A 24,398-nucleotide genomic window follows, 5' to 3' on the forward strand; every position below is an offset into this window, starting at 1 on the left:
AATGAGTGAACAGGACGTTTCAATGAGTTTGGCAATATTACAAATGGGTAAACCACGCTATTTTGAAGTTAAAACGAGCGTTTTTCAAGAACGCCTATTTTAATATGCCAATGAAAGTGCGTAAGTTTAGCTATTCTAAATAGAGATATGCAATATCATCTTAAATATATATGGTGCCTGATATTGATTTTCGCAGGCTTTAGCATACAGGCGCAGGATGATCTTTTGGGTAACACTCAAAGGTTTACCGTCCGTGGCTCTGTGATAGAACAAGATACACGTGATCCTATTCCCGATGTAAATATTCAAGTGAATGGCGATTCTTATACCACCACGGATATATTTGGTGAATTTAGAATTGAAGCTCAAAAAGGCGATCAACTTATTATACGACATAAGGATTTTGAAACTATATATTATATCATTGAGAGCAACGAGCGTATAACAGTTGAAGTTGAGCCTAACGAAGCAGAAAAACTGGTAAGTAAAAAATTTAAAAGGATTAGAGGCTCAGGATTTAATTCATTTATAGATTCCGCAGAAACCTACCTAAAAAAGGATGCCCAAAAAAGTATTCAGTTTGTTGCTGATGCTTTAGAATTTAGTAATTCTAAAAAGGAAAATGGCGATGCTTACGAAGTACTTGGAGACATCTATATGTTCTGGAAACAATACGATTTGGCAGTTTCAAACTATCGGATTAGCCTCCAAAGTAAAGACACCAATGAAACCCGACTAAAATTGGCAAAGGCCTACAGGTTAAACAAAAATTTTCAGGAAAGTATACAAGAGTATAATGGTATAAACAAAAGGGCACTCTCCAACTATCAGACGGTATCGCTCTATGAAGGTTTGGGTGATGTTTATAAAGGCACTGGCGAATTTGATAAGTCTATTAGTGCCTATAACCGAGGGCTAGAAGTTGCACAGAAACACTTGATTACGCCAAAGGTGACAGATTTGAATTCTAAAATTGCTGAGGTTTTAAGTGAAAAAGGAGAAGTTGCAGAAGCAGAGGTGTATTTTGATAAGTCGCTTAAATTAGCAAATACACAACCCAAAAAACGAGCTGTTGAGGAAAAGGTAAAAGTGGCCGATTTTCAAAATACGGTATCTAATTTTGCGGATGAGATTGTACTACGGAAACAGGCTTTAGAAGATATAGAAGACATCGAAACAGATTCTATTTTAGATAACGAAAGTCCGCTTACTCCGCAAAAACAAAAATACAAAATAGGACGCGCCTATGCTGAACAAAATGATTTTGGCAACGCTATAGAGTATTTGGAAGAAAGTATTGCAGAGGCTGAAACCAAAGAAGATTTGGTTGTACAAAAAGATGCCACCAGAAGGCTTTCAGAAGTGTTTAAAACCACTGGAGATTTCTCAAAAGCCTTAGAAGCTTACCAAGAATATGTGGATGTAGTGGATAAGCTATACCGAAAAAAAGAGCAAGAGATATCTCAAGCCGCACTTTTTCGAAAAGATTTGTCTACAAAGCAGAATAGAATTAATAGTTTGGAGAGCGATCGGGAGTTATCTGAGAGTCAGTACCAATTAACTGTTGAGCAGTCCAAGCGTCAAAAAGTAATTATCTATTCCTTGATTGGAGGTTTGTTTCTATTGTTGCTTGTGGCGTTTTTAATGTTTAAATATATACGCCAACAACGGTTGGCGAATAATTTACTTGCTCTTAAGTCGTTGCGCAGTCAGATGAATCCGCACTTTATCTTTAATGCATTAAATTCAGTAAATAGCTTTATTGCATCAAATGATGAACGGACCGCCAACAAGTATTTAACAGATTTTTCAAAATTAATGCGAGCTGTTTTAGAAAACAGTGAGGAAGATTTTATTCCGCTAGAAAAAGAAATTGAACTACTAGGACTGTACACGCAATTAGAGCATTTTAGATTTCAAGATAAATTTGATTACAGCATTCATGTAGATGAAAAGATAAAGGTTGAAAACTTTGTGATTCCGCCAATGCTTTTACAGCCTTATATAGAAAATGCAGTATGGCACGGATTGCGTTATAAAAAGTCAAAGGGGCATCTAAACATTGCAATCACCCAAGAAAAAGAAGATGAAATAAAAATCACAATTACTGATGATGGTATCGGGCGTGAAAAATCGAAAGCACTAAAAACTAAAAATCAAAAGAAACAAAACTCCAAAGGCATGGGCAATATCAAAAAGCGTGTGGCCATTTTAAATGATATGTATAAGGATAAGGTGGATGTGTTTGTGGATGATTTTCAAGATGAAGAGGATACAGGAACAAAAGTTGTGGTAACGCTAAAGAAGGATTAAGAGCATTACTAACCCTCCAAAAAGATGGAACTCTTGCTTTTATTTAGGGTTAGTGAAAAAAATATGTGGGATTTTAAAAATTAAAACACTTAGTCACCTCGAGCGCAGTCGAAAGGTCTCATAAATTAAACAGAAATGAAACTAACATCAATAATAGTAGAAGACGAAGAAACCAGTAGGCAAATACTAAAAAACTATCTACAAAAGTATTGTCCGAATGTCGAAATATTAGGTGAGGCTGCAAATATCGAAGATGCTTTAGTTTTGATTAGAAACAACAACTTAGACTTAGTTTTTTTAGATGTAGAAATGCCCTATGGTAATGCTTTTGACCTTTTGGAAAAAGTAGGCGATGTGAATTTTGAAACCATTTTTGTCACCGCATACGACCATTACGCCATTGATGCCCTAAATGCCCATGCATCTTACTACCTAATGAAGCCTATTTCTATTGATGAACTGATAAAAGCAGTAGATTATGTTACGGATATAAAAACTAAGGAAAATGCTTTACAGGATGAGGTTTTGGTGCCAAAAACGCAAAGTATCAATGGTAAAATAACCATCCCTCAACAATCAGGTTTTGAAGTGTTAAATACTGCGGATATTTTGTATTGTAAAGCTGACGATAATTACACCGAAATATACCTCAACACTAACAAACGAAAAATAGTTAGCAAGACACTAAAATATTTTGAAGAAGCCTTAAACGATTCTAGTTTTACCCGTGTACATAAATCTTATTTGGTAAATGTAAACGAAGTAGTGAAATACCAAAAAGGCAAAGGAGGTAGTGTAGTGCTAAGCAACGGAAAGGAAATTATGGTGTCAGCGTCTAGAAAGTCAGAGCTGCTGTCGTATTTTAAATAATAAATAGTCAATAATAAATAATCAGTATTTTACAATGCCAGTAATTCAAGAAGTAAGAGGAAAATCGCCCAAAATACCAAAAGATTGTTTTCTAGCCGAAAACGCAACTGTAGTTGGCGATGTTACCATGGGAAACCAATGCAGTGTTTGGTTTAGTGCAGTAGTTCGTGGTGATGTAAACTTTATAAAAATGGGCAATAAAGTTAATGTGCAAGATGGCGCAGTAATTCACGGCACCTACAAAACAGCCCCAACCACCATAGGCAATAATGTATCCATCGGCCATAATGCATTGGTGCATGGGTGTACCATTCACGATAATGTTTTGGTAGGCATGGGCAGCATTATTATGGATGGCTGCGTGGTAGAATCCAACTGTATTATTGCCGCTGGCGCCGTTGTTCCCAAAAATACCATCGTAACATCAGGTTCAATATATGCAGGTATTCCCGCCAAAAAAATAAAGAATGCTAGTGAAGAATTAATATCAGGCGAAATCAATCGTATTGCAGATGCTTATATAAAATATTCTAGCTGGTTTAAAGAGTAATTTGGGCGTTCCCCTGTCGGGTCGGGCTTTCCGCTATATCTTTTTGCTATTACAGCTTCGAGAATCTCAGCCTCCATATCAAAAAGGATGCCGCTACAATCCCTAACGCAGATGCATATATTCTAGAAAAAACGGGAATACTTCATACCAAAACATCTAAACAAAGTCATAAAACTTTGTAATTTTACCTTATGAAAGCAATAAATATCAAAGAAAAGTTATCTAAGTTCAGCAAGAATTGGCATCCGCATCAAATTGCAACTGTAGATAATATGCAGGTAATTTTAGCAAAACTAAAAGGCGAATTTGTGTGGCATAGTCATGATGATGAAGACGAACTTTTTCAAGTTATAAAAGGTACATTACACATGCAATTTAGAGACCGAACCGAAGTGGTCAACGAAGGCGAATTTATTGTCGTACCAAAAGGTGTAGAGCATAATCCTTGTACAAAAAATGATGAAGAAGTACATGTGCTTTTGTTCGAGAAACAAAACACTGCGCATACAGGAAATGTAGCCCATGAAAAAACACAAACACATTATCCTAAAATTTGACTAAAGCAATAGTTTACAGAGTGTTAGTTTAGGGTGTCGTTAGAATTTAATTAGTTATGAATAAAAGAGTATTTTGGTTTTATGGAGCTTTACTTGTATCCATTATTGTCTTGGTTTTATTGTTTACAAGGTCTTCTGTATTAACGATAGCACTGGATAAAAATAGTACTATTCCACTTGGAACATTTATCACTTGGGCAGGAATAATAAGTTTGCCACTTGCCTTATATTGGGGGATTTATAACTTACGAAAACCCTCTCTACGCTTTCATAAGTTTTTAGCTTTACTACTAAAAGTTGTTTTAGTGATAAGTTTACTATGGGTACCTATTTCATATGGTCTTGCTGGTAATCTATCATTTACATTTAGCGAGACAACGACATTTCAAGGCGGACAATTAGCAATGCGGATATTCTGGATTTTAAGTTATGGCATTGCCATTGGTACAATTTCAATTGTGTTATTGTATTGGATATCTCTTGTATTTAAAAAAAATCAATAATGACAGTCCTACATTTAGATACTAACCACGATTTATTAATTAATCAACTTAAGGGTTTAGGTTTCATAAATCATGAAGATTACACCTCTTCAAAAGGTGAGATTGAAGCAAAAATTGGTAACTACGATGGTATTATTATCCGAAGCAGATTCACAATAGATCAGCAATTTTTGGATGCCGCAAAAAACCTAAAATTTATAGGTCGAGTAGGTGCAGGATTGGAAAACATAGATTGCGATTATGCCGAAAGTAAAGGCGTGTATTTAATATCGGCGCCCGAAGGTAATCGAAACGCTGTGGGTGAGCATACTTTGGGCATGCTCCTGTCCTTATTTAATAAACTAAACAAAGCCGATAGAGAAGTGCGCAATGGCAAATGGCTAAGAGAAGACAATCGTGGGATAGAGTTGGATGGTTTAACTGTAGGTTTAATCGGTTATGGTAATATGGGGAAGGCTTTTGCGAAAAAACTAAAAGGGTTTGACGTGACGGTTTTATGCTACGATATTAAAGCTAATGTTGGAGATGAAAATGCTACACAAGTTTCGCTACAGGAGCTTCAGGAAAGGGTGGACGTGGTGAGCTTGCACACACCGGAGACACCGCTTACGTTGAATATGGTAAATTCAGAATTCATCAATCAATTTAAAAAGCCGTTTTGGTTAGTAAATACAGCTAGAGGTAAAAGTGTGGTAACTGCAGACTTAGTTTCCGCCTTAAAATCTGGAAAAGTTTTAGGTGCTGGTTTGGACGTTTTAGAATACGAAAAAAAGTCTTTCGAAAGTCTGTTTGCCAATAAAATGCCAGAACCTTTCCAATATTTGATACAGGCAGAGAACGTATTGCTGTCACCTCATGTTGCAGGGTGGACGGTAGAGAGTAAAGAAAAATTAGCCCAAACTATCGTGGATAAGATTAAGACGAAATTTTGTTAAATTTAATCCGTGAAGAAAACCATTCTTGTTTTTTCGGGGTTGATTTTGGCCTTAGTACTTTTATTTCAAATAAGTACTTATTCTATACATTCAGGAAATCTTAAAATTGAATTTGCTGTTGCTGTTATTGCGGTGGTATTTTTAATAGTGGGTATTTACATCAACAAAAAAAGTTTGCATAAAAATCAATCCGATTCAAAAGACATCAATTATCAAAAAATAAAGGAACTAGAAATTACTGAACGTGAATATGAAGTCCTTCAAGGTATATCAGATGGGCTATCAAATAAAGAAATCGCAGATAAATTATTTCTTTCAGAAAGTACTATCAAAACTCATGTATCTAATCTTCTAATAAAGCTTAATGCCAAAAGAAGGACACAAGCACTTCAAATAGCAAAAGCGCACCAAATTATTTAAAAATTCATACATTTAGACTAAAGTGCTAGTCATTTGGTACTTTAGTATGACCCTTATTTCTGCCTGCATTCCTAGTTTTGTTTCATAATATTAATCAAAAACCAGACAGTATGAAATTAGGTGCATTTTCCATTAGTTTATCCGTAAAAGACATTCACAAATCTAAAGCATTCTATGAGAATTTAGGTTTCAGCGTTTTCGCTGGAGACATAGAACGCAATTATCTCATCATGAAAAATGGTAATGCTTTGGTGGGGTTGTTCCAAGGTATGTTTGAAAACAATATTTTAACCTTTAATCCAGGTTGGGATGAGAGTGCGAATACACTGGATGACTTTGACGATGTAAGAGACATTCAAAAGCACTTAAAAAGCAAAAATATTGCTTTAGAACGTGAAACAGATAATGCTACTTCCGGACCTGCAAGTATCGTGTTTTATGATCCAGATGGCAACACAATCTTAATAGACCAACATGTATAGCAACATTAATTTTTTCTCAATTATGAAACAGACAGTTTTAAAATATGGCAGTTACGGTGCTCTTGTTGGCTTCTTAATTTTTGTCATTCATTTAGCTTTAGGAAAAGATTTAGATTTCGGTACATTAGAAATCTTAGGGTACTTATCCATTTTTGTATCACTTTCGTTTATTTACTTTGGTATTAAACATTATAGAGATAAGGTTAACAATGGTACTGTATATCTTGGGAAAGCAATATTAATAGGAGTTTTAATTTCTGTATTGGTTGGTATTGGTATAGGTGTTGCAGATTACATTTATACGCAATATATAAACCCAGATTTTTTTGAAGACTACACACAAATGTTAATTAAAGAAGGTAGAGGCGATGAGATTATTGAAATGACGAGTACAATGGGCGCATTATTTATGGTTGCATTAGTAACTGTAATCGGATTTGTTATATCTTTAATTTCAGGTTTAATTCTTCAACGTAAATAAAAAAACATGCAATACGACGCCACATCACCAGAGGATTATATTAGTCAGGTTCCTGAGGAACGACAGGCTACCTTAGAAAAACTAAGAAACATTATTAATACTAATTTGCCTAAAGGTTTTGAGGAAGGTATCATTTATAAAATGATTGGATATTATGTACCACATTCGGTGTACCCTGATGGATACCATTGTGATCCTAAAATACCTTTACCTTTTATGAGTTTTGCCTCTCAAAAAAACTCTGTAAATCTTTATCACAGTGGGATTTACGCAAAAAAAGAACTGCACGATTGGTTTGTTAATGAATATCCTAAACATAGCAAACGTAAGCTGGATATGGGCAAAAGTTGTATTCGCTTTAAAAAACTGGACGACATCCCTTTTGATCTGATTGGGGAATTGACTAGAAAAATGACTTGCGAGGAATGGATTGAAATTTACGAAAGTGCCATAAAGAAGAACTAAGGTTTTTTTGACTACGAGGACTGTGTTAGGGATTGTAGTGATAGCTTTTGGTGAGGCGCGCATCGAGCCAAAACTACAAACGAAAAGCCCGACCCGACGACGTTGGTGTAATAAACTTTTTGGGACAATCATAGAGGGTAACACCCAAATAGAAATTAACAATAATATCATTTTAAAATGAAAAATAGAGTAACAGGAATAGGTGGATTGTTTTTTAAAACGAAAGACCCTAAAGCCAGTAAGGCTTGGTATAAAAAGCACTTAGGCTTTAATACGAATGATTATGGTTGCACGTTTTGGTGGAAGGATAAGGATGGTAACGATTGCTCTACGCAATGGAGCGTTTTCCCAGAAAGCACCAAGTATTATGAGCCCTCTAAAAAGGATTTTATGTTTAATTATCGGGTTGAAAATTTAGTAGAATTACTAAAAGTCTTAAAATCTGAAGGTGTTACTGTTATAGGTGGGATAGAAGAATATGAGTACGGGAAATTTGGATGGATTTTGGATAACGATGGTAATAAAATAGAACTTTGGGAGCCTGTAGATAGTGCTTTTTTGTAATTTCGCAGGCATAAGCCATAACACTTGTCGTATTTAGAAATTCTTCAATCCTATAGTTTATCTACCATACAATGGGCTGCGATACTATTTGCAGTGTTTATTTTAGGGTTTTCAAAATCTGGTATAAAGGGTATAGGTATTATTATTGTGATAATACTAGCCTTTGTATTTGGAGAAAAGGCTTCCACAGGAATCTTGCTTCCTATGCTTATATCCGCTGATATTATTGCAGTTAGTTATTATAACAGGCACACGCAATGGAAGTTTATTAAAAAGCTCTTACCGTCCATGATCGTTGGTGTATTGGTTGGTGTTTGGGTAGGTGATACTATATCAGAAGTTGTATTTAAGCGGGTTATGGCACTTATTATTATCGGTTCCATTGGCATAATGTTATTTTTTGAAAAAAGAAAAACTGATACTGTTCCGCATAATAAGTTGTTTTCAAATTCGGTAGGCTTTTTGGCGGGTTTCACTACTATGATTGGAAATTTGGCAGGCCCCATTTCTAACATCTATTTCTTGGCCATGCGCTTACCAAAAAATGAGTTTATTGGTACCGCAGCGTGGTTATTTTTCATCATCAATGTCTTTAAGTTGCCATTTCATTTTTTTGTTTGGAACACTGTTACTAAAGAAAGCTTGTTGCTAAATTTGGTATTAGTACCAGCGGTGGTAATTGGTTTCTTTTTTGGGGCTGCTTTGGTAAAGAAAATATCTAATGTAAATTACCGAAAGTTTATAATTTTAGTTACCGCCATTGGCGGGTTGCTCATGTTAATCCGTTAAGTTATATAATTGTAACGTTTTTAAATATTGAAATACATATAGTTAGTAATGAATATGTTTTTTTATTACTTTTAGATTCTAATCAAAAAAAACTATTATCATGTCAGACGAAAAAAATTTAGGAGACGATTTAAACGATATGTTAGGAGACGCAAAAGAAGGTGCTAAAAAGGCAGCAGATAAAGCAGGTGAAATGGCTGATGAGGCTAAGGAAAAAGCAAAAGAATTTGCTGATGAAGCTAAAGAAACAGCTTCTGAGTTTGCCGAAAGTGCCAAGGAGACATTCGCATCTAAGGATAACAAAAAAATCCTAGCAGGCATATTAGGTATTTTATTTGGTGCCTTTGGTATTCATAAGTTCGTACTCGGTTATCAAAAAGAAGGAATTATTTTATTGGTAGTCACAATTATTGGTATTGTATTATCTTGTGTAGGTATTGGTGTCTTAGTGGTATGGGTAACAGGCTTAATAGGTCTTATAGAAGGTATTATATACTTAACAAAATCTGATGAAGATTTTTATAATACATATCAAGCAGGGAAAAAGCCTTGGTTTTAAAATAAAGTTGAAGTCTGAAGTTGTATCTTCAGACTTTTTTTGATAAAATTATATCGTAATATTGCAATGTTACAATTATATTTGTATTAGAAAATAAAATTATGGGTGCATCGAAACTTGATATTTATCCAGAAAGTATTAATCAAATGGCAGCTATTGCCAAGGTATTTGCGCATCCTGCTCGTATCGCCATACTGCAATATATAAGTAAGCAAGAGTCTTGTATTTGCAATGATATTGTAGATGAAATAGGTTTATCTCAACCTACAATTTCCCAACATTTAAAAGTAATTAATGATGCAGGATTGCTGAAGGGTAATTTTAAGGGGAAAAGCATATGCTACTGTTTAAATGTGGAACGCTTTAAAGAGTTTCAAATAGTATTAAATAGCTTTTTTAACGGTACAACATCAAACTGTTGTTAATGAACTAAAGATATAATTATGAAAACACAAGAATTACTGTCGCTATTAGAACAGCACAAACATAAAAGCTTATTATTTGAATATAGCCCAGAAGCATTTGTAGGGACAAATTATCATATTACAGAAGTAAAACACATCACCGTAGACTCTATAGATTGTGGTGCTCAAACGGACTCATGGAAAGAAACCATTATTCAATTATGGGAAAGTCCAATAGAAAAAGGTAAAGCACAATATATGTCTGGTTTAAAGGCTTTGGGTATTTTAAATAAAGTTGGAAAAATGAAACCTTATACAATGGATGCTGAGGTTAAGTTTGAATATAGTAATGCAACATTTCATACCGCACAACTATTTGTTAACGATTTTGAAATACAAGGCAATAATTTAATATTTAAATTGGCAGTTGAAAAAACAGACTGTAAAGCAAAAACACTATGTGGTGTGCCAGATAGCGTAGTTGCCGTCGCTGAAAAAGCAGTTGAAAACCTAGAATCTTGCTGTTCGCCCAGTAGTGGTTGCTGTTAAGCTCTTTCTGTTATTGATTGTATAGCGACGTTATCACCTTTTTTTAAATAAACCTATAAATGAAACTATTTCAAGATATTTCTAATCTTATTAAAGCATTAGATACCCATACAATTACTGGAGATAGAAAAGAAACACTATCAGTATTAGTGGATTATTTAAAAAACAAAATCGATTCAGGAAACGCTATTCGTTTAAATTTTATTTGCACTCACAATTCAAGACGTAGCCACCTATCCCAAATTTGGGCGCAAACAATGGCGGCCTACTTTGATATTAAAAATGTATCCTGTTATTCAGGTGGAACTGAAGCCACAGCTATGTTTCCTAAGGTTGAGGAAACCTTAATAAATCAGGGTTTTAAAGTTGTCAAATTATCTGAAGACGATAACCCTGTGTATAGCATTAAGTTTTCAATAAATGAACCATCTATAATCGCTTTTTCTAAAGTGTTTAGCAATGAATTTAATCCGTCTTCTGAGTTTGCAGCAATACTGACCTGTTCTTCGGCAGATGAAGGGTGTCCAATCGTTTCAGGTTGTGATAAGCGTATCGCTATTACTTATAAAGACCCAAAACAATCGGATGGAACACCTCAGCAAACAGCAGTCTATTTGGAGCGCAGTTTACAGATTGCAACGGAGATGAAGTTTGTGTTTTCTAGGTTGAATTAAAGTATTTTTTGAAGAACTACAACCCATAATCAAAAGGTAATAACTCCCCAACGCGTTGCTCTCCCATCACACCAGTGAAGCGCACTTTGTCCACATTGGTATAGTTTCCAAAGAAATCTATAAAAATTGAGGGGGCTAAAAATTCAATACTTGATTTTTCCCAATTATTGAATAGTATATTTAATGGTTGACGTAAAGACACCCGTTTTATCTCAGTACCATTTTTAGTTTCTATATAAATATACTCCCAAGGGTCTTCAATCCTTGTGCTTTTAAAGAATAATTGAAATTTATTTTCTGCAAATTTCTGCGCGTAAAGGGCACGCATAAATTGTAACCTAGAGCCAGCATAAGCCTTGTTTCTGTTTTTAATGGCTTTTTCCTTATTAAAAATCTCAAAATCCTTGTAATAAGTGCTGCCAAAAAAGCCAACTGACCTTACATCAAAGGTATTATTACTAGAACCTCGAGGCATAAATCTTAATATAAAGGAAGTAAGATCATAAGTTATGTAATATTGCAGTGCTTTGTTTTCAACTCGTATGGGTGATTTAGAATACCCTCTTAAAACTCTTTGTTTTCTGTCATAACGTAGAATAATATCTTCTTCATTTAAAATTGTACAAGATTTTCCAAATCTGGAAGTTCCAAGAAATTCTTTTCTAAAAAACCGTAATTTCTGTTTTCGGGTTAGCCCGTCATTAGCATTTACAATAACTTCATTTAAAGATTCGTGGTTCTCTTCTAGAAAAACTGTAATAGTATTTTTCTCCCTGTAATCGGTTATCACTTGTTTTTTATAGCCCAAAAATGATATGATTAGGGGAGATTGTATGGCATCTGAATATTTAATAGTAAACTCTCCTTTGCTATTTGTAATAGCGCCAATGGTGGTATTGTCAAAATAAACGGTAGCAGTTTCAATTGGAGCCTTTGTTTTTGCATCTAAAACAGTGCCTTTTATAATTTGGGAATAGCTTACAAATCCATGTAATAAAAATAATAGAGAAAATAATTTACCCCTCATTGTTTTCCATAAACTTTTGCTCTAATTCCGCCTGAAACTCCTCCATTACAGGGCGCACGGTACTTTCGGGTAAATCGGCAATTTTAATGTACATCAATCCGTCTACCGAGTTGTTAAAAAGTGGGTCTACATTAAAAGCTACCAGTTTTGCATTCTGTTTGATATATTTTTTAAGAAGAACAGGTAAGCGTAAAGCACCTGGTTCTATTTCATCAATAAACTTGTCGAATTTATTTAAATCGGCTTCGGCCTCATCGAAGACAAAATCCTTGTCGGCATCTTTTAGTTTTACTTTGAACTCCTTTTTCGGACGAACATATTGCGCTATGTAGGGATCGTAGTAATGAGATTTCATAAACTCTACCATCAAAGATTTTGAGAAGTTTGAAAATTGATTGCTAATGCTAACACCTCCAATTAGGTAGTTATGTTCCGGATGGCGCAATGTAGTATGTACAATGCCTTTCCAAAGTAAAAATAGAGGCATTGGCTTTTGCTGGTACTCTTTTATTATAAAAGCACGACCCATTTCAATAGATTCGCTCATCATTTTGTAGAGCTCTGGTTCAAACCGAAATAAATCCTGTAAATAAAACCCGTTAATGCCGTAAAGCTTAAAGATTTTAGAGCCTAAACCCATTCTGTAAGCACCTGCAATTAATTGTCTTTCATTGTCCCATAAAAACATATGGTGGTAATAATCGTCAAAGGCATCTAAGTCTATGGCTTCATTGGTGCCTTCGCCTACTTCTCTAAATGTAATTTCACGTAATCTGCCTATTTCTCTGAGAATATTAGGGATTTTTTTAGCATCAGCAAGATAAACCTCATAGTTTTTGCTTTCTAATAATCTGGAGTTGTCTTTTTTAAGGGCTTCAACCTCGTTTACCATGAGACTGCTATCTACAGGTGTTACGATATTTTTAGGCGATTTAGGTACTTTTAAAGACGAAGAAATATTATCCAGTATTTTGGGTTTAGCCTCAAAAGCATTGGAGAGCATATACGTCTTTTTTCTTATAAATTCTGAAAACTCATCTAAGGATTCATGCTCTTTTTGATCTTTAATTGAAATAGGTTTACCTATTCGAACTTTAATCGTACGTCGTTTTTGGGTAAGAAGTTCTGAGGGTAATTTCGCGGTTCTAAATGTGTCACTAATTTTAGATAACTTATAAAATAGCTTGCTGTTTTTTGCATGAAAATATATGGGGACAATAGGTACTTCCGCCTTTTTAATCAATTTCATTGCGGCTTCTTCCCATGGCTTGTCTACAACCAATTTGCCATCGCGATAGGTGGATACTTCTCCAGCTGGAAAAATTCCTAGTGGATGTCCTTCGCGTAAATGTAAAATGGCATTTTTAAACCCGGCGATGCTTGATTTTACATCCTTTCTGTCCTCAAAAGGATTTACAGGCATAATGTAAGGTTTCAAAGGTTCAATTCTGTGAAGTAAAAAATTAGCAATAATCTTAAAGTCTTGGCGTTGCTCCAGCATCAATTTTAAAAGCAGTATTCCGTCTATCCCACCTAAGGGATGATTTGAAACTGTAATATAGGCGCCATCTTTGGGTAAACGATTTAAGTCCTCATCTGGGATTTCAAATTTAATTTGGAAATCGCCCAAAATGGCGTTTAAAAAACTAACCTCTTCTAGATGTTTATTTCGCTTATAAATTTTGTTGAGGGTAGATATTTTAAGCACCTTCATGAGTAACCAGCCTATAAAAGTGCCTAAAAACCCATATTTATCCAATTGTATGGCTTTTGCTACTTCTTTTGCGGTTACTAAACCCGTATCTTGCTGTTTCCCCATTAGCGTAAAAGTAATAAATAAAACTATTTAGTAACTATCTGCACAGTTTCTTGAGTTAACTGTTTTAATAACACTGTTTTATCTTCTTCTAACTTTTCTAAAACCTCGGCATTATAATGTCTAATCGTGTATAATGAAACGTTTTCATAGCAAGTCACTCTGAATTTTGCTTTAAGATGTTGAAGTAGCGGTTCTAGGTTGTTAAAAATATTGTCAATACAAACTGAAAAGCTGATGGCTGAATTTTGAATGACATCAACTTTCATTTTGTAAGTATGTAATAACTTAAAAATACCACTGATGTTGTCTTCAACGATATATGAAAAATCTAGAGAGGATAAGGAAATTAAAACCTGATTCTTTTTTAAAATAAAGCATGGAACATTAGGTTGTAGTGTAATGCCTTTGCCAACGCGAGTACCTTCGTTTTTTGGATTTAAAAATGACTTTACAAATAGTGGAATTTCTTTTCTTTGTAGGGGCTGTAATGTTTTAGGATGAATTACGGAAGCACCATAAAAAGCTAGTTCTATAGCCTCTTCATAAGATATTTGATGCAGCAATTGGGCATTGTCAAAATATCTGGGGTCTGCATTTAAAACCCCAGGAACATCTTTCCAAATAGTTACGCTTTTAGCATTAAGACAGTACGCATATATGGCTGCAGTATAATCACTGCCTTCTCTTCCCAGTGTGGTTGTAAAATTATTAACATCACTACCTAGAAACCCTTGTGTAATATTTAAAGTATTCCTGTTAAAGTTTGACGAAATATTTTGTTGAGTTTGTTCCCAATTTACATTGGCACGTCTGTAATAATTATCGGTTTTAATATGTTCTCTGGCATCCAGCCAGTGATTTTTTAAATTGATACTATTCAAGTAAGCACTGATAATGCTCGTGGCCACTAGTTCTCCAAAACATATAGTTTGGTCGTAAACAAAATTATAATCAGGAGATTTATTGGTTCTTAAAATGTCGCTAAGCTCTCTAAAAAGGCCATTCACTTCTTTAAAAATGGGGTGGGATTCATTTTCGAACAAATCCAATAAAATACTGTTGTGGTATTTAATAACATCTTGTAAAGCGCTTTTAAGTAAGGTTTTCTTATTGAAATAATTATTTAACACAATTTCCAGAGCGTTGGTAGTTTTACCCATAGCTGAAACCACCACTAGTGTGTCTTTATATCCGATGGTTTTTAAAACCTTGGCTAGATTTTTTACACCTTCGGCATCTTTTACTGAAGCACCACCAAATTTAAATACTTGCATGTTATAAATTAGAAATATAATTTTTTATACCCTCTTCATTCATTTGCACAACATCCCAATCACGCATCACATTTGCGCCATTTTTTTCATAAAATTTAATTGCAGGCTCATTCCAATCCAATACCTCCCAGTTTATGCGTTTAACTCCTAAACTATGGCTATATTTCACTACTTCATCTAATAATTTTGAACCAATACCATATCCGCGCATTTTTTCGCTTACAATCAAATCCTCTAAATGAATAGCTCTTCCTTTCCAAGTGGAATAGCGATTATACACCAAAGCAATTCCCTCAATTTGAGAATTAATTTCAGCAACAAAACAATGAAATTGTGGATGTTCTCCAAAACCGTCATTCTGTAAGTCTTCTACGGTTACTTCAACAGCATCTGGTTCTTTTTCATAAATAGCTAACTCTTTTATAAGTTTTAGCACGTGTGGCATATCCTCTCTTTTTGAGTCTCTGATTATCAATTCCATAATTTATTTATAAAGTATTCAAATATAGTTTAAAGTTCAGCATTTTAAAGCATTTATGTATTGCGAAAACGATGTAGTTTGGTAAAATTTATGGATATTTGCAGCACTAAACTTAAACATTTATGTCGCACAAAAAACAAACTTTAGGAGAATTTATCATTGAAAACCAAGCATCGTTTAAATATTCATCAGGAGAGTTGTCCAGTCTCTTAAATTCTATTCGTTTAGCAGCAAAAGTGGTAAACCATGAAGTGAATAAAGCTGGTTTAGTTGATATTATCGGAGCTGTGGGTGATACCAATATTCAAGGTGAAGATCAGCAAAAGCTTGATGTTTATGCCAATGACAAGTTCATTCAAACTTTAACAAAACGAAACATTGTTTGTGGGATAGCGAGTGAGGAGGAAGATGATTTTATTACTATCAATAGTCAAGATGAAAACCATCAAAACAAATATGTTGTTTTGATCGATCCTTTAGATGGGTCTTCAAATATTGATGTAAATGTTTCTGTTGGAACTATATTTTCAATATACCGAAGGGTTACTCCTGTGGGGACACCTGTTCATCTTAAAGATTTTTTACAAAAAGGAAGTGAACAAGTAGCTGCGGGCTATGTGGTGTACGGTACATCTACTATGTTAGTGTATACCACTGGTGATGGTGTTAACGGATTTACGTTAAACCCGGCAATAGGTTCTTTTTACCTATCACATCCAGATATGCAATTTCCTGAAGATGGAAATATTTATTCAGTGAATGAAGGTAATTATATTCATTTCCCTCAAGGTATAAAAGACTATATAAAGTATTGTCAGTTAGAAGAGGATGATAGACCCTATACATCTAGATATATTGGATCTTTAGTTTCTGATTTTCATAGAAATATGATTAAAGGTGGTATTTATTTATATCCGCAGAGTTCAAAAAACCCTAATGGTAAACTACGTTTACTTTATGAGTGCAATCCCATGGCCTTTTTGGCAGAACAGGCTAATGGGAAAGCTAGTGATGGTTTTACAAGAACAATGGATGTGGAGCCTACCGAACTACATCAACGTGTGCCTTTTATTTGTGGAAGTAAAAACATGGTGGAAAAGGCTGAAGAGTTTATGCGAAATGCAAAAAGGTAACTCTCTCATTATCAAATATAAAAAATGCGAACTGAAAAGTTCGCATTTTTTATTCAATTAAGTTTTATTTGTTAGTGTAACCCAACCAAATCCCCACTTGCATCCTTTGTAGGCAAATCTGATTTACCCATCAAATAAATGTCAACTTGTCTTGCAGCTTCTCTACCTTCTGATATTGCCCATACGATTAAGGATTGCCCACGACGCATATCACCAGCAGTAAAAATATTAGGAATATTGGTCTGGTATTTACCGTACTCAGCTTTATAATTAGAACGTGCATCAGTTTTAATACCCAACTTGTCGGCTAGGGTACTTTCAGGTCCAGTAAAACCAAGTGCCAATAATGCTAAATCACAAGGCCATGTTTTTTCAGTACCTTCAATTTCAATTAATTGAGGACGTTGTCCAGGTACCATTTTCCACTCTACGTTAACAGTTTTTAAACCGGTAAGTTTATTGTTTTTATCTGTAATAAACTCTTTAGTATTAATGAGCCAGTTACGCTCAACACCTTCTTCATGAGATGAGGATGTTTTTAACTGTAATGGCCAAAAAGGCCAAGGTGTAGTTGGGGAACGGTGTCCAGGTGGCTTTGGCATAATTTCAAAATTAACTACCGATTTTGCGCCATGTCGGTTGGATGTTCCGATACAATCAGAACCTGTGTCACCACCGCCAATAACAATTACGTTTTTATCGGTAGCCATAACTTGATTCTCGACCTTTTTACCAAATAATACTTTAGTTTGCTGTGTTAGGAAATCCATGGCTTGTACCACACCATCAGCATCAATACCTGGTGTTGGTAAGCTACGTCTTTCAGTCGCTCCACCGCATAATACTACAGCATCAAACGCTTTTAGCGCTTCAACATCGTAATTCACACCAACATTTACATTGGTTTTAAACGTTATACCTTCTTCTTCTAAAATGGCCAGACGACGATCGATAATTTCCTTCTCCATTTTGAAGTTTGGAATACCGTAACGCAATAGTCCACCAATTTCGTCATCACGTTCAAAAACGGTAACTGTGTGTCCAGCTCTGTTTAACTGTTGTGCAGCAGCTAAACCAGCAGGACCAGAACCTACAACAGCAATGGTTTTACCAGTTCTTGTTTTAGGTGGTTGTGGCTTAATCCAACCTTCTTGAAAAGCACGTTCCACAATTTGTTTCTCAATATTTTCAATTGAAACAGGATCTTCAATAATACCCAGTACACACGATTTTTCGCATGGTGCTGGACATAGTCTTCCAGTAAATTCAGGGAAATTATTTGTTGAATGCAATATCCAAGAGGCTTTTTGCCATTCACCTTGGTGTACCATATGGTTGAAATCTGGAATAAGATTTCCTAAGGGACAACCACTATGACAAAACGGAATACCACAATCCATGCAGCGCGACCCTTGTTTTGTGATCTCCTCTTCAGAGAGAGGCACAGTAAATTCCTTATAATGTTTTACACGGTCTTTTACGGGCGTGTACTTTTCGTCTTGTCTTTCAAATTCTTTAAAACCTGTTACTTTCCCCATGATTCTAAGCTGTTAATTCTTCTACCATTTGTTCTTCAGTCTCTAAACGCTTTAATGCACGTTTGTATTCAATTGGCATTACTTTTACAAATTTGCCTAAGGCAGTATCCCAATCTGACAACAACGTTTTTGCAATATTACTATCTGTATAAAGTTGATGTTTCTCGATAGACGCTTTTAATTCGTTAGCATCTTCACTTGTAATGTCCTCAAATTCTATAGTTTCTGTGTTACACAAGCCATTTACAAACTTGTTTTCAGGATCGTACACATAGGCGATACCACCACTCATACCAGCTGCAAAGTTTCTTCCAGTTTTACCGAGAACGATAACGCGACCACCAGTCATATATTCACAACAATGATCTCCTACACCTTCAACAACCGCTGTTGCTCCTGAGTTACGTACCGCAAAACGTTCACCAGCTATACCATTTATATAGGCTTGACCGTTTACCGCACCAAATAAACATACGTTTCCAACAATAATATTTTCATTGGCTTTGAAATCAGCATTTTCAGGTTTCTTGACAATTAACTTAGCACCTGATAAACCTTTGCCTAAATAATCATTGGTGTTTCCTTCTAAAGTGAAGGTTAAACCAAACGCTCCAAAAGCACCGAAGCTTTGTCCAGCAGAACCTGTAAAGTTGATATTCAAAGTGTCTTCAGGTAGACCTAAATGACCGTAGATTTTAGAAATCTCGTTACTTACAATAGCACCAACGGTTCTATTTATATTGCTAATTGGGTAATGCAATGTCATTTTCTCTTTTCGGTACAATGCACGATGAGAATCTTTCAAAATAGTAAAATCCAATACGTTATCAAGATTATGATCTTGTTCTTCGGTATTTCTAACTATTAATTTGTTGTACGCCGCTGGTCTATGCAATATACTTGATAAATCAAGACCTTTAGCTTTATAGTGCTTAATAGCTTTATTAGCATTTATTTTATGGGTTTGACCCACCATTTCTGCCATGGTTCTAAAGCCTAATTGCGCCATGATACCCCTTAATTCTTCCGCTACATAGTAGAAGAAATTGATCACATGTTCTGGTGTACCTTTAAAGTTCTTACGCAGCTCTTTGTCTTGAGTTGCGATACCTACCGGACAGGTGTTTAAATGACATTTACGCATCATTATACATCCTGAGGCAACTAGAGGCGCTGTTGCAAAACCAAATTCTTCTGCTCCTAAAAGTGCTGCTACAGCTACATCACGTCCTGTTTTTAATTGTCCGTCACACTCCACAACAATTCTACTCCTTAGGTTATTAAGCACCAATGTTTGTTGTGCTTCAGATAAACCAAGCTCCCATGGTAAACCAGCGTGCTTTAATGAGGTTAAAGGCGATGCTCCTGTACCGCCATCGTATCCAGAAATTAATACCACATCTGCTTTTGCTTTTGCAACACCAGCAGCAATAGTACCAACACCTACTTCAGATACTAGTTTAACGTTGATTCTCGCATCGCGATTAGCATTTTTTAAATCAAAAATTAATTGTGCTAAATCTTCAATAGAATAAATATCGTGATGAGGTGGTGGAGAAATCAATCCTACAAAAGGTGTAGAATTTCTAGCATTTGCTATCCAAGGCAGTACTTTTTCTCCTGGTAGCTGTCCACCTTCACCGGGCTTAGCACCTTGCGCCATTTTTATTTGAATCTCTCTAGCGTTTGTTAAGTAGTGCGATGTTACACCAAAACGACCTGAAGCAACTTGCTTGATAGCTGAGTTTCTGCTATCTCCATTTACATCGGGATGGAAACGGTTTCTATCTTCTCCACCTTCACCAGAATTGGATTTCCCCCCAATTCTATTCATGGCAATAGCCAAATTTTCATGGGCTTCACGGGAAATAGAGCCATAAGACATTGCTCCTGTTTTAAAACGCTTTACAATCTCGGTCCATGGTTCTACTTCATCCAGCGGAATAGGGTCTAGATTATCAAACTCAAATAACCCACGAATGGTCATCAAATTTTCAGATTGCTCGTTAATCGCTTTTGAGTAAACGTCATAGCTAGCTTGGTCGCTCAATCTAACCGCTTGCTGCAATTTAGAAACAGTAGTTGGGTTAAACATATGGCGTTCGCCATTACGTCTCCAACGGTAATCACCTCCAATGTTTAAGCCTAATTTTTTGTCAATAGGCTTTTCTGGATAGGCTTGTAAATAACGCTGGTTAATTTCTTTTTCTATTTCGTACAATCCGATACCTTCAATTCTTGAAGCGGTGTAAGGGAAATATTTTTCAACAAATTCTGAATTGAAACCAACGATTTCAAAAATCTGGGAACCTCTATATGAATGTAAGGTAGAAATACCAATCTTATTCATGATTTTAAGAAGTCCTTTACCAATGGCTTTGTTGAAATTCTCTACAGCTTCGTCTTCATCCATATTCTCAATAAATCCCTCTTTTACCTGCATTCTGATAATTTCGTTCACCATGTAAGGGTTGATGGCACTGGCGCCGTAACCAAATAGCGTTGCAAAATGATGTGGTTCACGAGGTTCGGCAGATTCAATGATGATATCAAAATAAGAGCGCTTGCGTAAGCGATTCATTTGATGATTTACATACGAACATGCCAACAAAGCCGGTATTGGTGCAAATTCTTCATTAACACCTCTGTCGGATAATATGATAATGTTTGTTTTGCGTTCTAAAGCTTTTTCAATTTGAACGATAATGTCATCCAGAGCATCTTCTAAACCATTCATTCCTTTTGCTTTTGGATAAAGCATTTGGATAGTTTCGGCTTTAAAACTTTCAATTTGAATGGTTCGTATTTTTTCTAAATCGGCATTCGAGATAACCGGATTTTGAATTCTTAGTTTTCTACACTGTCTTTCAGTAATACTGAAAATGTTTCGGTCTTTACCAAGATTTAAACTGATATCAGTTACAATTTCCTCGCGAATACCATCCAATGGTGGATTAGTTACCTGAGCGAATAACTGCTTGAAGTAGTTTGAAATCAACTGAGGTCTGTCTGATAAAACGGCTAAAGGCGTATCAATACCCATCGAGCCAAGTGCCTCTTTACCCTTTTGAGCCATTGGTGTGATAACCTCTTGGATATCTTCAAACGTATAGTTAAATAAACGTTGTCTTGTTTTTATATCAATGGTCTCAATTGGGCAAGTTTCATTGGTGTATGGCACGTCTCTTAAATGCAAACGTGTTTTATTCAACCATTCTTTATATGGACGCTCTGATACAATTTTTGATTTGATTTCTTCATCATCAATTATGCGTCCTTTGTTCATATCTACCAAGAACATTTTTCCTGGCTCTAATCTACCGTGGGATTCAATGTCTTCGGGCTCAATATCAACAACTCCAACTTCAGAAGCCATGATTAATTTACCGCTTTTGGTAACGGTATATCTTGATGGTCTCAATCCATTTCTATCTAATAATGCACCAATATAATCACCATCAGTAAACGGTACTGAGGCAGGACCGTCCCAAGGTTCCATGATACAACCGTTATATTCGTAGAACGCTTTTTTATCCTCGCTCATGGTGGCATGCTTTTCCCAAGCTTCAGGGATCATCATCATCATAATTTCAGGAAGCGAACGATCTGTATGGGTCAATAATTCCACTACCATGTCCATGGAAGCAGAATCTGATTTACCAGGAAGGATAATAGGGAATAATTTATCAATTTGAGGTCCGAAAACGTCACTTCTCATAATCTCCTCACGTACACGCATTCTACTTACGTTTCCACGTAGAGTGTTGATTTCTCCATTCTGACACATAAAACGGAATGGTTGTGCCAACTCCCAAGTGGGCATAGTATTAGTAGAAAAACGCTGGTGTACCAAAGCTAATCTGGTTACAAGGTCTTCTTGCTGCAAATCGGTGTAATAAGGCCCAATATCCTCAGGCATGATAATACCTTTATAAATTAAGGTAGTGGTTGATAAACTAGGTACATAAAAATAAGTACTCTCAGAAATCTTAGAATCTCTAATTTCATGCTCAGTAATTTTACGCGCAGCGTATAACTTCGCCTTAAAAGTTGTTTCATCAATTTCTTCAGATTTACCTATGAATAGTTGTTCTATTTTAGGTTCTGAAGCCAAGGCAATTTGTCCCAATTGCGTGGAGTCTACAGGAACCTTCCGCCATCCTAAAACCACAAGCCCTTGTGCTTTTATTTCTTGTTCAAAAATACTCTTGCAATAATTGTATTGGTTTTCAACTTTTGGTAAAAAAACCATCCCCACGGCATACTCTCTTTGATTTGGGATTTCAAAATCGCAAACACGTTTAAAATAGTCATGAGGGATATCTATCAATAAACCAGCACCATCGCCTGTTCTTCCATCAGCACTTACACCACCACGGTGCTCTAACTTTACAAGAATTTCTAGAGCATCATGTATAATTTGATTTGTTCGCTCTCCTTTAAGATTACAAATAAAACCCGCACCACAATTTTCATGTTCAAATTCTGGGGAATAAAGACCTTGTTTCTTCAACATAATCAACCTAATATTTAATTAAAAAAGCGTCGAACTACAAAGGTAGGCATAGAATTTATATTTCTATTAAGGCCTATTTCATTATTTCGATTTTTTAATAGAACTCAACTTTAAAATAAGTTTCTATCAATAATAATGAGATATTTTAATAAATATTCAATACATAAAATTTAATGATAAATGAGAATATGTGAATTATAGTGATGAATACTTGATTTCGTTAAAAAAAAACACATTAAAACGAAACAAAACTTGATGATTTTTCAATGAATGTGGTTGTTGATATTTCATAAAATTTAGTTAAAATAGAAATACCCCTAAAAAAATAGGGGTAAAATTTTTAAAATGACAAAAATTAATCAATTACCCCCTTTTTTTTATGGGGGTAATTCTTTTTTAGATAGTTTAGCCCCGTCTTAAGGAAATAAATTTTAAAAATTAATAACCAAAATTTAAACATTATGAAAAGATTATTTACCCTTACAATGCTTCTTTTTGCAACTGTAGTTTTTGCACAGGAAGATGAAAAGCCAACACTTTCTATATCAGGTAGTGTTGATGCTTATTACCAAACTTACTTAACAGCTTCAGATAACGATGCTCCAACTTTTGGTACTGCCTTTGCAGGACAATCTGGTTTTGCTCTTGGTATGGCGAACGTTATACTTAGTTATGAAGGAGAAAAAGCAGGTGTGGTAGTAGATTTAGTTACTGGACCAAGAGGTGCTGGTGCTACTTTTGCAACTGACATTGTTGATGGTATTGTTAACCAAGCTTATGTATACTGGAATGTTTCTGAAGGTACAACACTTACATTTGGTAGATGGAACACTTTTTTAGGATATGAAGTTATTGCTCCAGCAGCAAACTTTAACTATAGTTGTTCTTATTTGTTCTCTAGTGGACCTTTTTCACACATGGGTTTAAAAGCTGACTTTACTTTAGGAGATGATGTTAGCTTAATGTTAGCTGTTACTAATCCATGGGATACAAACGATATTTCAATGACTGGGGAATATGGTTTAGGTGCGCAATTAGGGGTTTCTGGACAGTATTTAAACTTATACTATGACAGCGGTAATAACGGAGGATTAGGTTTTGAAATCGACTATACTGGTGGTTTTGATCTGTCTGATTCTTTCTACTTAGGAATTAACGCTGCCTACAATGATAACGATGGTGCTGGCTTCTACGGTGCTGCATTATATCCACAAATTGCTACTTCTGATGATTTTTCTATAGGCCTAAGAGGTGAGTACTTTGCTTTACACGGTGACGGAGATGATTTACCATCTGTATTCGCTACTACTTTAACAGGAAGTTATACTGTAGACAATTTAATCATTAAGCCAGAAGTTAGATTAGATGCTTTAACTAATGCTGACGGAGGTCTCTATGGTAATTTTGTTGATAGTGATGGAGTTGCTACTGATAGCTTAGCAGCATTTACATTAGCCGCAATCTACACATTCTAAATATAAAAATGAGAAAAACT

At 35.3% G+C, this 24,398-nt stretch carries 24 protein-coding genes; 18 read left to right on the forward strand and 6 right to left on the reverse strand.

Annotated features, from left to right (window positions below):
• Positions 1–147: 147 nt before the first annotated feature.
• From EYD45_RS12570 to EYD45_RS12645, 16 genes are all read left to right on the forward strand, one after another.
• On the forward strand, positions 148–2,313 hold the full coding sequence (locus tag EYD45_RS12570; RefSeq protein ID WP_130964909.1) for a tetratricopeptide repeat-containing sensor histidine kinase: 2,166 nt from the start codon (positions 148–150) through the stop codon (positions 2,311–2,313).
• A gap of 135 nt (positions 2,314–2,448) precedes the next feature.
• Positions 2,449–3,183, forward strand: a complete 735-nt coding sequence (locus tag EYD45_RS12575; RefSeq protein ID WP_130964910.1) for a LytR/AlgR family response regulator transcription factor — start codon at positions 2,449–2,451, stop codon at positions 3,181–3,183.
• A 34-nt stretch (positions 3,184–3,217) separates the two neighbouring features.
• Positions 3,218–3,733 carry a gamma carbonic anhydrase family protein gene (locus EYD45_RS12580; RefSeq protein WP_130964911.1) on the forward strand — a complete coding sequence of 172 codons (516 nt, stop codon included), beginning with the start codon at positions 3,218–3,220 and terminating at the stop codon, positions 3,731–3,733.
• Between the two features lie 191 nt (positions 3,734–3,924).
• The gene (locus EYD45_RS12585) at positions 3,925–4,290 is read left to right on the forward strand and encodes a cupin domain-containing protein (RefSeq protein ID WP_130964912.1); all 366 of its coding nucleotides are present in this window, start codon (positions 3,925–3,927) and stop codon (positions 4,288–4,290) included.
• A 56-nt stretch (positions 4,291–4,346) separates the two neighbouring features.
• A complete protein-coding gene (locus EYD45_RS12590; protein ID WP_130964913.1) occupies positions 4,347–4,793 on the forward strand; it encodes a hypothetical protein in 447 nt (148 codons plus the stop codon).
• On the forward strand, positions 4,793–5,728 hold the full coding sequence (locus EYD45_RS12595) for a 2-hydroxyacid dehydrogenase (RefSeq protein WP_130964914.1): 936 nt from the start codon (positions 4,793–4,795) through the stop codon (positions 5,726–5,728). The genes EYD45_RS12590 and EYD45_RS12595 overlap by 1 nt, the downstream gene beginning before the upstream one ends.
• Positions 5,729–5,737: 9 nt before the next feature.
• Positions 5,738–6,148 carry a response regulator transcription factor gene (locus EYD45_RS17085; RefSeq protein ID WP_130964915.1) on the forward strand — a complete coding sequence of 137 codons (411 nt, stop codon included), beginning with the start codon at positions 5,738–5,740 and terminating at the stop codon, positions 6,146–6,148.
• A 110-nt stretch (positions 6,149–6,258) separates the two neighbouring features.
• On the forward strand, positions 6,259–6,630 hold the full coding sequence (locus EYD45_RS12605) for a VOC family protein (RefSeq protein WP_130964916.1): 372 nt from the start codon (positions 6,259–6,261) through the stop codon (positions 6,628–6,630).
• A 22-nt stretch (positions 6,631–6,652) separates the two neighbouring features.
• Positions 6,653–7,111: a DUF4199 domain-containing protein gene (locus tag EYD45_RS12610; RefSeq protein ID WP_165453932.1), complete on the forward strand. Its 459-nt coding sequence runs from the start codon at positions 6,653–6,655 to the stop codon at positions 7,109–7,111.
• Positions 7,112–7,117: 6 nt separating this feature from the next.
• Positions 7,118–7,576: a DUF1801 domain-containing protein gene (locus EYD45_RS12615; RefSeq protein WP_130964918.1), complete on the forward strand. Its 459-nt coding sequence runs from the start codon at positions 7,118–7,120 to the stop codon at positions 7,574–7,576.
• A gap of 177 nt (positions 7,577–7,753) precedes the next feature.
• On the forward strand, positions 7,754–8,140 hold the full coding sequence (locus EYD45_RS12620) for a VOC family protein (RefSeq protein ID WP_130964919.1): 387 nt from the start codon (positions 7,754–7,756) through the stop codon (positions 8,138–8,140).
• A 24-nt stretch (positions 8,141–8,164) separates the two neighbouring features.
• Complete coding sequence (locus EYD45_RS12625; RefSeq protein ID WP_130964920.1) at positions 8,165–8,929, forward strand: sulfite exporter TauE/SafE family protein; 765 nt, start codon at positions 8,165–8,167, stop codon at positions 8,927–8,929.
• A gap of 100 nt (positions 8,930–9,029) precedes the next feature.
• Positions 9,030–9,488 carry a TM2 domain-containing protein gene (locus EYD45_RS12630; protein ID WP_130964921.1) on the forward strand — a complete coding sequence of 153 codons (459 nt, stop codon included), beginning with the start codon at positions 9,030–9,032 and terminating at the stop codon, positions 9,486–9,488.
• Positions 9,489–9,589: 101 nt separating this feature from the next.
• Positions 9,590–9,913 carry an ArsR/SmtB family transcription factor gene (locus tag EYD45_RS12635; protein ID WP_130964922.1) on the forward strand — a complete coding sequence of 108 codons (324 nt, stop codon included), beginning with the start codon at positions 9,590–9,592 and terminating at the stop codon, positions 9,911–9,913.
• An 18-nt stretch (positions 9,914–9,931) separates the two neighbouring features.
• Positions 9,932–10,441 (forward strand): DUF6428 family protein, encoded by a 510-nt coding sequence (locus EYD45_RS12640; protein ID WP_130964923.1) that lies wholly within the window; start codon positions 9,932–9,934, stop codon positions 10,439–10,441.
• A gap of 59 nt (positions 10,442–10,500) precedes the next feature.
• A complete protein-coding gene (locus EYD45_RS12645; protein ID WP_130964924.1) occupies positions 10,501–11,115 on the forward strand; it encodes an arsenate-mycothiol transferase ArsC in 615 nt (204 codons plus the stop codon).
• A 16-nt stretch (positions 11,116–11,131) separates the two neighbouring features.
• Here the strand turns inward: EYD45_RS12645 and EYD45_RS12650 are convergent, their stop codons facing one another.
• Genes EYD45_RS12650 through EYD45_RS12665 form a run of 4 tightly spaced genes read right to left on the reverse strand, consistent with a single transcriptional unit; the run spans position 11,132 to position 15,716 of the window.
• Complete coding sequence (locus EYD45_RS12650) at positions 11,132–12,142, reverse strand: carboxypeptidase-like regulatory domain-containing protein (RefSeq protein WP_130964925.1); 1,011 nt, start codon at positions 12,140–12,142, stop codon at positions 11,132–11,134.
• The gene (locus EYD45_RS12655) at positions 12,132–13,961 is read right to left on the reverse strand and encodes a GNAT family N-acyltransferase (RefSeq protein ID WP_130964926.1); all 1,830 of its coding nucleotides are present in this window, start codon (positions 13,959–13,961) and stop codon (positions 12,132–12,134) included. The genes EYD45_RS12650 and EYD45_RS12655 overlap by 11 nt, the downstream gene beginning before the upstream one ends.
• 23 nt (positions 13,962–13,984) lie before the next feature.
• Positions 13,985–15,235: an aspartate kinase gene (locus EYD45_RS12660; protein WP_130964927.1), complete on the reverse strand. Its 1,251-nt coding sequence runs from the start codon at positions 15,233–15,235 to the stop codon at positions 13,985–13,987.
• 1 nt (position 15,236) lies between these two features.
• Positions 15,237–15,716, reverse strand: coding sequence for a GNAT family N-acetyltransferase (locus EYD45_RS12665; RefSeq protein WP_130964928.1), 480 nt, complete (start codon positions 15,714–15,716; stop codon positions 15,237–15,239).
• A 122-nt stretch (positions 15,717–15,838) separates the two neighbouring features.
• Between EYD45_RS12665 and fbp the strand changes: the two genes are divergently transcribed.
• On the forward strand, positions 15,839–16,849 hold the full coding sequence (fbp, locus tag EYD45_RS12670) for a class 1 fructose-bisphosphatase (protein WP_130964929.1): 1,011 nt from the start codon (positions 15,839–15,841) through the stop codon (positions 16,847–16,849).
• A gap of 71 nt (positions 16,850–16,920) precedes the next feature.
• Here the strand turns inward: fbp and EYD45_RS12675 are convergent, their stop codons facing one another.
• Together EYD45_RS12675 and gltB are read right to left on the reverse strand one after the other, a co-directional pair.
• The gene (locus EYD45_RS12675; protein WP_130964930.1) at positions 16,921–18,387 is read right to left on the reverse strand and encodes a glutamate synthase subunit beta; all 1,467 of its coding nucleotides are present in this window, start codon (positions 18,385–18,387) and stop codon (positions 16,921–16,923) included.
• A gap of 4 nt (positions 18,388–18,391) precedes the next feature.
• Positions 18,392–22,903 (reverse strand): glutamate synthase large subunit, encoded by a 4,512-nt coding sequence (gltB, locus tag EYD45_RS12680; protein ID WP_233702647.1) that lies wholly within the window; start codon positions 22,901–22,903, stop codon positions 18,392–18,394.
• Positions 22,904–23,364: 461 nt separating this feature from the next.
• On the opposite strand from gltB, the gene EYD45_RS12685 reads away from it, so the two are divergent.
• Entirely contained in the window at positions 23,365–24,378 is a 1,014-nt protein-coding gene (locus tag EYD45_RS12685) for an outer membrane beta-barrel protein (protein WP_130964931.1), read from the forward strand.
• Positions 24,379–24,398 lie beyond the last annotated feature (20 nt).

This window comes from Hyunsoonleella flava, from assembly GCF_004310325.1.
Classification (GTDB): Bacteria; Bacteroidota; Bacteroidia; order Flavobacteriales; family Flavobacteriaceae; genus Jejuia; species Jejuia flava.

Bases quoted from the DNA above. Each gene is read 5' to 3' on its own strand.
- EYD45_RS12570 (WP_130964909.1), top strand. From the start codon at position 148: ATGCAATATCATCTTAAATATATATGGTGCCTGATATTGATTTTCGCA.
- EYD45_RS12575 (WP_130964910.1), top strand. From the start codon at position 2,449: ATGAAACTAACATCAATAATAGTAGAAGACGAAGAAACCAGTAGGCAA.
- EYD45_RS12580 (WP_130964911.1), top strand. From the start codon at position 3,218: ATGCCAGTAATTCAAGAAGTAAGAGGAAAATCGCCCAAAATACCAAAA.
- EYD45_RS12585 (WP_130964912.1), top strand. From the start codon at position 3,925: ATGAAAGCAATAAATATCAAAGAAAAGTTATCTAAGTTCAGCAAGAAT.
- EYD45_RS12590 (WP_130964913.1), top strand. From the start codon at position 4,347: ATGAATAAAAGAGTATTTTGGTTTTATGGAGCTTTACTTGTATCCATT.
- EYD45_RS12595 (WP_130964914.1), top strand. From the start codon at position 4,793: ATGACAGTCCTACATTTAGATACTAACCACGATTTATTAATTAATCAA.
- EYD45_RS12605 (WP_130964916.1), top strand. From the start codon at position 6,259: ATGAAATTAGGTGCATTTTCCATTAGTTTATCCGTAAAAGACATTCAC.
- EYD45_RS12610 (WP_165453932.1), top strand. From the start codon at position 6,653: ATGAAACAGACAGTTTTAAAATATGGCAGTTACGGTGCTCTTGTTGGC.
- EYD45_RS12615 (WP_130964918.1), top strand. From the start codon at position 7,118: ATGCAATACGACGCCACATCACCAGAGGATTATATTAGTCAGGTTCCT.
- EYD45_RS12620 (WP_130964919.1), top strand. From the start codon at position 7,754: ATGAAAAATAGAGTAACAGGAATAGGTGGATTGTTTTTTAAAACGAAA.
- EYD45_RS12630 (WP_130964921.1), top strand. From the start codon at position 9,030: ATGTCAGACGAAAAAAATTTAGGAGACGATTTAAACGATATGTTAGGA.
- EYD45_RS12635 (WP_130964922.1), top strand. From the start codon at position 9,590: ATGGGTGCATCGAAACTTGATATTTATCCAGAAAGTATTAATCAAATG.
- EYD45_RS12640 (WP_130964923.1), top strand. From the start codon at position 9,932: ATGAAAACACAAGAATTACTGTCGCTATTAGAACAGCACAAACATAAA.
- EYD45_RS12645 (WP_130964924.1), top strand. From the start codon at position 10,501: ATGAAACTATTTCAAGATATTTCTAATCTTATTAAAGCATTAGATACC.
- EYD45_RS12650 (WP_130964925.1), bottom strand. From the start codon at position 12,142: ATGAGGGGTAAATTATTTTCTCTATTATTTTTATTACATGGATTTGTA.
- EYD45_RS12655 (WP_130964926.1), bottom strand. From the start codon at position 13,961: ATGGGGAAACAGCAAGATACGGGTTTAGTAACCGCAAAAGAAGTAGCA.
- EYD45_RS12660 (WP_130964927.1), bottom strand. From the start codon at position 15,235: ATGCAAGTATTTAAATTTGGTGGTGCTTCAGTAAAAGATGCCGAAGGT.
- EYD45_RS12665 (WP_130964928.1), bottom strand. From the start codon at position 15,716: ATGGAATTGATAATCAGAGACTCAAAAAGAGAGGATATGCCACACGTG.
- fbp (WP_130964929.1), top strand. From the start codon at position 15,839: ATGTCGCACAAAAAACAAACTTTAGGAGAATTTATCATTGAAAACCAA.
- EYD45_RS12675 (WP_130964930.1), bottom strand. From the start codon at position 18,387: ATGGGGAAAGTAACAGGTTTTAAAGAATTTGAAAGACAAGACGAAAAG.
- gltB (WP_233702647.1), bottom strand. From the start codon at position 22,903: ATGTTGAAGAAACAAGGTCTTTATTCCCCAGAATTTGAACATGAAAAT.
- EYD45_RS12685 (WP_130964931.1), top strand. From the start codon at position 23,365: ATGAAAAGATTATTTACCCTTACAATGCTTCTTTTTGCAACTGTAGTT.